The sequence below is a fragment of the Acidimicrobiales bacterium genome, from assembly GCA_035512495.1.
Taxonomy (GTDB): Bacteria; Actinomycetota; Acidimicrobiia; order Acidimicrobiales; family CADCSY01; genus DATKDW01.
This window is the reverse complement of record DATKDW010000029.1, coordinates 1-10370: the sequence shown is the minus strand read 5'-3', so window position 1 is coordinate 10370 and position 10370 is coordinate 1. Positions and strand designations below refer to the sequence as shown.

Here is a 10370-nt window from a genome sequence, read left to right as displayed (position 1 = left end):
TGGGGCGTGCGCGTGGTCCGGGTCGAGATCCAGCGGATCGATCCGCCACCGGATGTCATGTCCGCCATGCACGAGCAGATGAAGGCCGAGCGCACCCGGCGTGCGGTGGTCACCGAGGCCCAGGGCCGGCGCGAGGCCGCCATCACCACCGCCGAGGGCGCCAAGGCCGGCGCGATCCTCGAAGCCGAGGGCTCCAAGGCCAAGCAGGTCCTCGAGGCCGAAGGTCGGGCCGAGGCGGTGCGCAAGTTCGCGGAGGCCGAGAAGTTCCGCCAGACCGCCGTGGCCGAGGGCGAGGCCGCCGCCATCCGGTCCGTGTACCAGGCGATCCACGACGGCAACCCGTCCAACGACCTCCTGGCGATCAAGTACCTCGAGACGCTGCAGAAGCTCGGTGACGGGCAGGCCACCAAGATCATCGTCCCGACCGAGCTCGGTGGTCTGGCCGGCGCGCTCGCCGGCGTCACCGAGCTGCTGGAGCGCACCGGCTCGAACGGTCGCGCCACCTCGAAGAGCTGACGGACACCGCACCGCGATGGCATCGACTCGTTCGCGCGCCCTCGCGGTACTGACCGTCGCCGGCATCGCCCTGACGAGCTGCAACGACGACGGGCGCACGCTCGCGCCGACGTCGGCCACCATGCCGCCGCCGGAGATCCCGACGACCGAACCCGCCGAGGAGATCATCGGGCTGCGGGTCACCAGCCCCGACGTCGTCGAGGGCGCCGTGTTGGATCCGGAGTTCACCTGCGACGGGGCCGGTGCAGCACCGGAGCTCGTGTTCAGCGGCGCGCCGCTGGCCGCCGCCGAGCTGGCCGTGGTGGTCGTGGACCTCGACGCCTCCGACCGTGTCCACCTGATCATCTCCGGCCTGCCGAGCACCACCGCTCGACTCGACGTGGACCAGCCGCCCGAGGGAGCGCTGCTCGGGCGCAGCGACGGCGACATCCTCGGCTGGGAGGCTCCGTGCCCACGACCGGACACCGGGGCGCACCGCTACGAGGTCCGCCTCTACGCCATGGCCGAGCCGGTCGGCCTCGCTCCGGGGTTGCCCGGCAACGAGGCTGTCGACCTGCTCGAGGGGGCGGCCATCGACGTGGCCCGCCTCCAGTTCACCTACACGGCCGCCACCACCGGCTGAGCCGCGCCTCGGTCAGGCGTAGGTGAGGCGGGTGATCCAGTCGGCGACGACGGCCGGCTTGTCGGAGCCCTCGATCTCGATGGTGTAGGTCCGGGTGGCGTTGACGGAGTTGCCCTTGAGCTCAGCGGCCTTCAGGACGGCGCGGACCCGGATGCGGGAGCCGCTCGGGACCGGGGCGATGAAGCGGATCTTGTCGAAGCCGTAGTTCACGCCCATGATCACGCCCTTCACCGTCTCCGGGTCCTGCTTGATCGAGCTGGACAGCGGGACGAGGAGCGACAGCGTCAGGAAGCCGTGGGCGATGGTGCCACCGAAGGGCGTGTTCTTCGCCGCCTCGGGGTCGACGTGGATGAACTGGTGGTCCATCGTCACGTCGGCGAACTGGTTGATCATCTCCTGGGTGACCTGGATCCACTCGCCGGGCTCGCCCTCCTCGCCGATCAGGGTCTGGAACTTGGCGTGTGCGGCCTCTGCGGCTTCCGACATCTTCGGGTCTCCTCGTGCGGTGGTCTCGATGGCGGGGCGACCCTAGCGGCGGTCCTCGTCGCCGACGGGCTCTGCGGCGTCGGTGACGTCGGTGTCGTCCGGGTCGTCTGCACCCTCGACCTCGGTCGAATCGACGTCGATCACCTCACCGTCGATCTCCTCGCCGTCGACCGCGGCTTCCTTCTTCGCCCGCAGCTCGGCGAGGCGCTCCTTGGACTCCGCTCGCCGGGACTGGAAGCCGCCGACGGCCAGGGCGATCATCGCCGGGAGCGTGATGATCCCGTACGGGCCGGCGAACAGGAAGATGTAGGCGGCGAGGCCGATCATGGCCATCGTCCACACGTTCGAGCGCTGCGGCCGCTTCGTGAACCAGACGGCGGCGCCGGAGATGAGGATCGGGGTGAGCATCACGCCGGCCGCCACGGCCGGACCCTCCTCGTCGAGCAGCTTGGCGTCGTCGACGTAAGTAACGGTGCCCGCCTCCTCGTCGACCTCCTGCTCGTCCTCGTCGATCTCCTGGAGCACCGGGTCGTCGATGTCGACCTCGCGCTGCACCTGCACCGGAGCGAGGAGCAGCGTCCCGGCGGACACGAGCGTGAAGAGGAACGCCATGACCACGGCCCGCTGGCCAGGGATCGTGTAGCGGGGCGGACGCCCGCCCTTGGCCGGCGCGGCCTTCCCGGACGTGCCCTTGCCGGCGGCCCGGACGCTCGCCGTGGGCTCGGCCGTCTCCCGTTCACCGCGGGAGATCGCCGTCGCCTCGCCGGCGTGCACCGAGCGCGCCTGACGGGCCTGGCGCTGCTGACGGTTCTGCCGTTGACGCTGCTGCTTGTTCGGTCGCTTCTGGGCCATCCCCGGCGACGGTAGAGGCCGCCGTGGTGCCGGCCCCACTCGCCCGCTTCGCCTCCCCTCGCCCACATGGGATGAAAGGGACCGAGAGATCTTTTCAGGCGATGTTGCTCCTGACTACATTCCTCGACGATGCGGCGCCTCCTCACCGCCCTGCTCGGCGCCAGCCTCGTGCTCGGTGCGTGCGGGGACGACGACGACAACGGCGACCGAGCAGCGGTCACGTCGATCCCGGATGACACGCCCTCCTCGACCGCGGCGACGACCGAGCCCCGCACCGTCGCGCCGGACGTGATCCCTCAGGACGTGAGCCTGATCACGGAGGAATACGTCGAGCAGGTGCTCAACGAGCTCCTCGTAGCGTCTCTCGAAGCGACCAAGCACACGCGGGGAGTTGGACTCGTTGACGAGACGACGATCGAGATCGTCGAGAGCCTCAACAGTCGGGAACGGTCGACTCAAGCGCTGAACAGCCTCATCGAGGCTTCATCGGCAGGCTTTCAGGGCTTTAAGGACGATCTCCGTCCTACGACCGCAGACGTGTCTGCTCTTCTCGAGGCCAGCACGCAATGTGTCTTCGCAGAAGTGTCCTTCGACAACTCCGGGCTGCTCGTGGATTCGCAGCCGCTCCCCGACAACGTCAGAAGCTTCGCTCGTCTCGTTCCGGCTACCGACACTCAGCGGGAGTCCGGCCTCAACGAGACGGCGTGGATGATCGATGCGCTGCCGGCAACCGAGGACGGATCGGTTCCTCCCGACACATGCCCGGCGTCATGAAGGCCGTACTGCGCTGCCTCGTGTTGGTACTTGCCACCCTGGTTGCCATTCTCCCTGCAGCCGCATCTCACAAACGCGTCTGTGTCGTCGACATCGAATCCGGCGGATATCGGTGTCACGGGACCGACAAAGGCCACGAGGACCCGGGCGGGAACCCGAACCACTCGCCGCCGACCACGGCATACCCGTTCCAGGAGCTGTGGCGTCCCTTCCTGACCCAGCACGCCGACGGCAACACGTGCGTCGACATGGAGATGCTGCGTCTCGGACGTGAGCCAACCGAGGCGGAGCGGCGCAGCTCCGAGGCGCAGTTCATCCAGCTCATGGGCACGTACTCGATCTGTCCTGATGCGGAGCTCCCGCCGACGACCACGCCGGCGATGGAAGCGGCATCGTTCCTCCGCCAGATCTCGCTCCCGGTACCGCTCCCCCACGTGCAGCCCGACGCACTGCCCGTCGGGTTCGAGGCGTACCTCGAGACCGGCGCGCCGAGGAGCCAGACCTTCGGGCCGGTGGACACGCCCTTCGGTCCGCTGACCCTCACCGCCACCGCACAGATCTACGTGGACTGGGACGACCCCCACGACGACGTCGACGGCGAGCACGGGCCCTACCCCGGCCAGCCCGGGCCCTATCCGACGGGCGAGATCAAGCACGTGTACCAGCACCACGGCGTCTACCAGATCGCCGTCCGCTACGTCTGGACCGCGAGCTGGGCCATCGGCGACGTCACCGGCACGATCGAAGGCGTCGAGACGTCAGGCAGCTACCCGGCCCCTGGGTTCGAGGCCTACAGCCGGGAAGCCGTCGGTCGCTGAGCGATTCCGGTCTCCCAGCGGGGTCGGAACATGATCGACATTCGAGGGCCGACGGCCCGGTTGGTCTTCGGGACGCCGTGGCGCCAGGTGCGCTGGATGGTGCCGCCCATGACGAGCAGGTCGCCGTGACCGAGGTCGAACGACACAGACGCTCCCCCGCCGACCGGCGAGAGCAGGAATCGCCTCGGCGCCCCGCACGACACGATGGCCATGGTCGAGCTGTGCATCTCCCGGGCGACCGTGTCGCCATGCGGTGCCACAGAATCGCGGCCGTCGCGGTAGAGGGCGAGCCCGATCCGGTCCATGCGCTCGTCGAACCGGGAACGCAGGGCTGCGGTGACCTCGCGCAGCACGGGGTGACCGGGTCCGCTCTTCGGGATCGACGCGGTGAGGCGAGGGACGTCGACCATGCGGTCGTACATGGGTCGTCGGCCCGAGTGCCAGGACGTGGTCTCGGTCAGGTGGTCGAGCAGCGTGTGGTCGCCGCCGATCCAGCCGGGCACCCGCACGATCCACGCCTCGTGGTCGAGGTCGGTCCGCTCGTCGGGCAACGGCCCGGTGATGTGCGGCTCGGCGGCACCGAACAGCGACCCCTGGAGGGTGGGCTGGATGGTCAACGGAAGTCCCGGCTCTTCGGGGAGCCGCCGACCGGGAGGAGCGAGAGGCGCTCGGCGATGATGTTGATGACGCCCTCGGAGCGCTCGCAGCGACCCCGGATGAGCATGGCGGGGGCAGTGAGCGCGACCCGGCGGTGCGCGTTCCAGCAGCCCTTCGAGACCACGACGTTGATGAGACCGGTCTCGTCCTCGAGGTTGAGGAACATCGTGCCGCCGGCGGTGGCGGGACGCTGGCGATGGGTGACCACGCCGCCGATGAGCACCTTCGAACCCGGCTCGACGTGCCACAGCCCCTCGGAGGTGACCACGCCGAGGCGGTCGAGGTCGGGTCGGATGAAGCGGGTGGGGTGGCCGTCGGGGCTCATGCCGGTGGACCACAGATCAGCCCGGGCCTCCTCGAAGTCGTCCATGCCGGGCAGGGTCGGCGCGACCGCACCGGTGACGATGCCCGGCAGGCGATCGATCCCGCCCTGGGCGACCGAGCCGGCCTGCCACAGCGCCTCGCGCCGGGAGAGCGGCTCGCCCGTGCGGGGTGAGCGGAAGCAGCCGAACGCACCGGCGGTGGCCAGCGCCTCGAGCTGGAGCAGGGTGAGCGGCACCCGTCGGGCCAGGTCCTCCATCGAGGTGAACGGGCCGCCGGCGTCCCGGGCCGCTTCGATCTCGCCGGCGACGTCGTCGCCGATGTTGCGCACCTCCCGCAGGCCGAGCTGCACCACCGGGCCGCCCTTGCCCCACACCTCGGCCGGCAGTCCCCGGGTCGTCACCTCCGGCGCCTCGTTCTGGCCTACCGATTCCCCCGCATGTGCGGGAATCGGTAGGCCAGAACGGAGCTGGTCCGGGTCCCACACCAGGGTGGCCTTGGCGGCGGAGACGGCGAGGTCGGGGGTGCGGACCTCGACGCCGTGGCGGCGGGCGTCCTGGATGAGCGAGTGGGGGGACCAGAACCCCATGGGCTGGGCGTTGAGCAGGCCGGCACAGAACGCCGCGGGGTGGAACCGCTTCAGCCACGACGAGGCGTACACCAGGTAGGCGAAGGACACCGAGTGGCTCTCGGGGAAGCCGTAGTTGGCGAAGGCGGCCAGCTTCAGCCAGATCTGCTCGATGACGTCGTCGGGCACGCCTCGCTCGCGGGCGCCGGCGGTGAAGCGGGCGTGCAGGCGCTCCATCCGCTCGGGCGAGCGCTTGGAGCCCATGGCCTGGCGGAGCTGGTCGGACTCGGCCGCGGTGAAGCCGCCGACGTCGATGGACATCTGCATGAGTTGCTCCTGGAACAGCGGCACGCCCAGGGTCTTCTCGAGCGACGGCTTCAGCAGCGGATGCAGGTAGGTGACGTCCTCCTGGCCGTTGCGGCGGCGGATGTAGGGGTGCACGGAGCCGCCCTGGATGGGGCCGGGGCGGATGAGGGCGACCTCGACCACCAGGTCGTAGAAGGTGCGGGGCCGCAGCCGGGGCAGGGTGGCCATCTGGGCCCGGGACTCGACCTGGAACACACCCACCGAGTCGGCGGCGATGAGCATGGCGTAGACCTCGTCGTCCTGGGGGATCTCGGCCAGGTCGAGCTCGATGCCGTACCCGTCGTGCACCAGGTCGATGGCCTCGTGCAGCGCGGTGAGCATGCCGAGGCCGAGCAGGTCGAACTTCACCAGGCCGGCGGCGGCGCAATCGTCCTTGTCCCACTGCAGCACCGACCGGATGGGGACGTCGGCGCGCACCGTTGCGCCCTCCCGTCCCTGGAAGCGGCCCCACTCGACCGGGCAGACCTCGACCACCGGCCGGTCGCACAGCACCATGCCGCCGGAGTGGATGCCGAGGTGGCGGGGGAAGTGCTCGACCTCGGCGGCCAGCTCGACCACGTCGGCCGGCAGCTCCTCGGCCGCGCCGGGCTGGGACATGGTGGAGGCGATGTTCCCCCAGGCATCGGCGGCCTTGGCGAACGCGTCCTGCTGGCCGGTGGCGTAGCCGAGGGCCTTGGCCATGTCGCGGATCGATGACCGAGCCCGGTAGGTGATGACGTTGGCGACCTGGGCGGCGTGGCGGCGGCCGTGGCGCTCGTAGACGTACTGGATGACCTCCTCGCGCCGGTTGGACTCGATGTCGATGTCGATGTCGGGTGGACCGTCGCGCTCAGGCGAGAGGAACCGCTCGAAGAGCAGGTTCAGCTTCACGGCATCGGCCTTGGTGATGCCGAGGGCGAAGCACGCCGCCGAGTTGGCCGCGCTCCCCCGGCCCTGGCAGTAGATCCCGGCCTGGCGGCAGAACTCGACCAGGTCCCACACGATGAGGAAGTAGCCGGGGAACCCCAGGGTCTCGATGAGGGCGAGCTCGTGGTCGATCTGGGCCCACGCCCCGGGCTGGCGCTCGGCGTGGCGGGGCCCGTACCGGCGGGTGGCGCCCGCCTCGGTGAGGCGTCGCAGGTAGCCCATCTCGTCGAGGCCGTCGGGGCACGGGAACGGTGGCAGGTTCGGGGCGACCAGGTGCAGGTCGAACGCGCAGGCCCGGCCGAGCTCGGCGGCCAGCTCGACCGCGCCCGGGTAGCGGGCGAAGCGGCGGGCCTGCTCGTCGCCGGAGCGCAGGTGGGCGGTGGCGGCGGGCGGCAGCCACCCGTCGGCGTCGTCGAGGCTGCGCCGGGCCCGCACCGCGGCCAGGGCAGTGGCCAGACGGCGCTCGGCCGGCGTGGCGTAGTGGACGTTGTTGGTGGCCACGACCTCGACGCCCACCCGGTGGGCGATGGCGGCGAGCGCGTCGTTGCGGGCCGAGTCGAGCGGATCGTGGTGGTCCCACAGCTCGACGGCCACGTTGCCGGCGCCGAAGGTGTCGACCAGGCGGCGCACCTCCCGCTCGGCCGCGGCCGGGCCGTGGGCGAGCAGCGCCTGGTTGACCGCTCCCTTCCGACAGCCCGTGAGCACCAACCAGTCGCCGCCGTGGGCCCGGCTCCAGTCGATGCCGTCGTACACCGGCTTGCCCTTCTCGGCGCCGGCGAGCTGGGCGGTGGAGATGGTGTCGGACAGGCGGGCGTAGCCGGCGGGACCCCGGGCCAGCACGAGCAGGTGAGAGCCCTCGGGGTCGGCCACGCCGTTCTGGGGCCGGGTCAGCCCGAGGGACAGCTCGGCCCCGAACACGGTGGGCAGGCCGCTGGCCCGGGCCGCCTCGGCGAAGCGGACCACGCCGTAGAAGCCGTCGTGGTCGGTGAGGGCCAGGGCTTCGAGGCCGAGGCGGGTGGCCTCCTCGGCCAGGGTCTCGGGATGGGAGGCGCCGTCGAGGAAGCTGAAGTTCGAGTGGCAGTGCAGCTCGGCGTAGGGAACGCCGGCCGCCCGGCGCTGCAGGTCGGCCGGCGGGACGTAGGAGGGCCGGTGGTAGGACCACGCCGGGCTGTCGCCGCCGTCGCCCTCGGCGCGCGTGGGCTTGCGGTGGCGGTCGGAGAGGGCTCGCTCCAGCTCGGTCCAGGACACGTCGGGGTTGTTGAAGCCCACATCAGGAACGGTAGACGAACACCTGTTCGGCCACCAGAGTCCACGGTTATGGGAGTCATAGGAACGATCGCGGAGACAGGTCCTCCTCCGGCCTGATACTCCTAGAGGAGCACACCATCGCGCACACCTCGAGAGGACAGACATGACGGAACCACAGGACACGGGCGACAAGGCCGACAACGCGAGCGAGAGCGAGAGCGAGAACCCGGTCATCGACGCCCCCGAACCCAAGATGGGTGGCCGGCCGCGTCGCAACCAGGACTGGTGGCCGAACCAGCTCGACCTGTCGGTCCTCCACCAGCACAACGAGCGGGGCAACCCGCTCGGCACCGACTTCGACTACAAGGCGGCCGTCGCCGAGCTCGACGTCGACGCCCTGAAGCAGGACCTCGCCGAGGTCATGCGCACCTCGCAGGACTGGTGGCCCGCCGACTGGGGTCACTACGGCCCGCTCTTCATCCGCATGACCTGGCACCAGGCCGGCACGTACCGCATCGAGGACGGCCGAGGCGGCGGCGGTGACGGCGGGCAGCGCTTCGCCCCGCTGAACAGCTGGCCCGACAACGCCAACCTCGACAAGGCCCGCCGCCTGCTGTGGCCGGTCAAGCAGAAGTACGGCAACAAGGTGTCGTGGGCCGACCTGCTCGTGCTCGCCGGCAACGTCGCCCTCGAGGACATGGGCTTCGAGACCTTCGGCTTCGCCTTCGGCCGGGAGGACATCTGGGAGCCCGAGGAGATCTTCTGGGGTACGGAGGAAACCTGGGTCGGCGACGAGCGCTACGTCGACGACGGCCCCCTCGACCTGAGCGACACCCCGTTCGGCAACGTCACCATGGGCCTGATCTACGTCAACCCCGAGGGCCCCAAGGGCATCCCCGACCCGCTCGCCGCCGCCCACGACATCCGCCTCACCTTCGCCCGGATGGCCATGGACGACGAGGAGACCGTCGCCCTGATCGCCGGCGGCCACACCTTCGGCAAGGCCCACGGCGCCGGCAACCCCGACCTGATCGGCCCGGAGCCCGAAGGGTGCCCCGTGCACTCGATGGGCTTCGGTTGGAGCAACCAGAACGGCACCGGCAAGGGCGCCGACACCATCACCTCGGGCCTCGAGGGGGCGTGGACGCCCACGCCGATCCAGTGGGACAACAGCTACTGGGAGACGCTGTTCGGCTTCGAGTGGGAGCTGGTCGAGAGCCCGGCCGGCGCCAAGCAGTGGCAGCCCAAGGAGCCTGAGGGCCAGGAGCTGGTGCCCGACGCCCACATCGAGGGCAAGAAGAACCCGCCGATGATGGCCACGACCGACATCTCGATGATCGCCGACCCGGAGTACCGCAAGATCTCCGAGCGGTTCCGCGACGACCCCGATGCCTTCGCCGACGCCTTCGCCCGGGCCTGGTACAAGCTGCTCCACCGCGACATGGGCCCGGTCTCGCGCTTCCTCGGTCCGTGGGTCCCCGAGCCCCAGCTGTGGCAGGACCCGGTCCCGGCCGTCGACCACGACCTGGTGGGCGACGCCGACGTGGCCGACCTGAAGGCCAAGGTGCTCGACGCCGGGATCTCGGTCCAGGACCTGGTGTTCACCGCCTGGGCGTCGGCCTCGTCCTTCCGGGACACCGACAAGCGGGGCGGCGCCAACGGTGCCCGCATCCGCCTGGCTCCGCAGAAGGACTGGGCGGCCAACGAGCCCCAGCGGGTCGGCCGGGTCATCGAGGCCCTCGAGGGCATCCAGCAGGACTTCAACGGCGCCGGCGGCGCGCGCATCTCGCTGGCGGACCTGATCGTCCTCGGCGGGTGCGCCGCGGTCGAGAAGGCGGCGAAGGACGCCGGGCACGATGTCACCGTGCCCTTCGCTCCGGGGCGCACCGACGCCACCGACGAGATGACCGACGCCGATTCGTTCTCGGTCCTCGAGCCGAAGGCCGACGGCTTCCGCCAGTACCTGCAGGCCGGCGACAAGCTGCCGCCGGAGCAGCACCTGCTCGACAAGGCCAACCTGCTCCGGCTGTGTGTGCCGGAGATGACGGTCCTCGTCGGCGGCCTCCGGGCCATCGGCGCCAACCACGGCGGCACCTCGCACGGCGTGCTCACCGACCAGCCGGGCGTGCTGACGAACGACTTCTTCGTCAACCTGCTCGACCCGGGCACCGAGTGGGAGACCTCCGTCGCCGACGACGGCGTCTACGACGGCAAGGACCGCAGCACCGGCGAGACC

9 protein-coding genes are annotated in these 10370 nt (G+C 70.5%); 5 read left to right on the top strand and 4 right to left on the bottom strand.

Annotation, left to right across the window (positions count from 1 at the left end):
• Together VMN58_03565 and VMN58_03560 are read left to right on the top strand one after the other, a co-directional pair.
• A partial coding sequence (locus VMN58_03565) for an SPFH domain-containing protein (protein ID HUF32271.1) occupies positions 1-516 on the top strand: 516 nt, incomplete at its 5' end.
• Positions 517-532: 16 nt separating this feature from the next.
• Entirely contained in the window at positions 533-1138 is a 606-nt protein-coding gene (locus VMN58_03560; GenBank protein HUF32270.1) for a YbhB/YbcL family Raf kinase inhibitor-like protein, read from the top strand.
• Positions 1139-1150: 12 nt separating this feature from the next.
• On the opposite strand, the gene VMN58_03555 is transcribed toward VMN58_03560, so the two are convergent.
• Positions 1151-1624 (bottom strand): MaoC family dehydratase, encoded by a 474-nt coding sequence (locus tag VMN58_03555; protein HUF32269.1) that lies wholly within the window; start codon positions 1622-1624, stop codon positions 1151-1153.
• A gap of 42 nt (positions 1625-1666) precedes the next feature.
• Positions 1667-2476, bottom strand: coding sequence for a hypothetical protein (locus tag VMN58_03550; GenBank protein ID HUF32268.1), 810 nt, complete (start codon positions 2474-2476; stop codon positions 1667-1669).
• Between the two features lie 129 nt (positions 2477-2605).
• Here VMN58_03550 and VMN58_03545 point away from each other — a divergent pair, with 129 nt between their 5' ends.
• Complete coding sequence (locus tag VMN58_03545) at positions 2606-3250, top strand: hypothetical protein (GenBank protein ID HUF32267.1); 645 nt, start codon at positions 2606-2608, stop codon at positions 3248-3250.
• A 248-nt stretch (positions 3251-3498) separates the two neighbouring features.
• A complete protein-coding gene (locus tag VMN58_03540) occupies positions 3499-4068 on the top strand; it encodes a hypothetical protein (GenBank protein HUF32266.1) in 570 nt (189 codons plus the stop codon).
• Here the strand turns inward: VMN58_03540 and VMN58_03535 are convergent.
• Both VMN58_03535 and VMN58_03530 read right to left on the bottom strand, forming a co-directional pair.
• Positions 4041-4685 carry an alpha-ketoglutarate-dependent dioxygenase AlkB gene (locus VMN58_03535; GenBank protein ID HUF32265.1) on the bottom strand — a complete coding sequence of 215 codons (645 nt, stop codon included), beginning with the start codon at positions 4683-4685 and terminating at the stop codon, positions 4041-4043. The genes VMN58_03540 and VMN58_03535 overlap by 28 nt on opposite strands.
• On the bottom strand, positions 4682-8155 hold the full coding sequence (locus VMN58_03530) for an error-prone DNA polymerase (protein ID HUF32264.1): 3474 nt from the start codon (positions 8153-8155) through the stop codon (positions 4682-4684). Before VMN58_03530 ends, VMN58_03535 begins: the two co-directional genes overlap by 4 nt.
• 142 nt (positions 8156-8297) lie before the next feature.
• Between VMN58_03530 and katG the strand changes: the two genes are divergently transcribed.
• On the top strand, positions 8298-10370 hold a 2073-nt coding region (gene katG / locus VMN58_03525; protein HUF32263.1), incomplete at its 3' end, for a catalase/peroxidase HPI.

Coding starts and splice junctions, on each gene's coding strand:
- VMN58_03560 (HUF32270.1), top strand. CDS start 533: ATGGCATCGACTCGTTCGCGCGCCCTCGCGGTACTGACCGTCGCCGGC.
- VMN58_03555 (HUF32269.1), bottom strand. CDS start 1,624: ATGTCGGAAGCCGCAGAGGCCGCACACGCCAAGTTCCAGACCCTGATC.
- VMN58_03550 (HUF32268.1), bottom strand. CDS start 2,476: ATGGCCCAGAAGCGACCGAACAAGCAGCAGCGTCAACGGCAGAACCGT.
- VMN58_03545 (HUF32267.1), top strand. CDS start 2,606: ATGCGGCGCCTCCTCACCGCCCTGCTCGGCGCCAGCCTCGTGCTCGGT.
- VMN58_03540 (HUF32266.1), top strand. CDS start 3,499: ATGGAGATGCTGCGTCTCGGACGTGAGCCAACCGAGGCGGAGCGGCGC.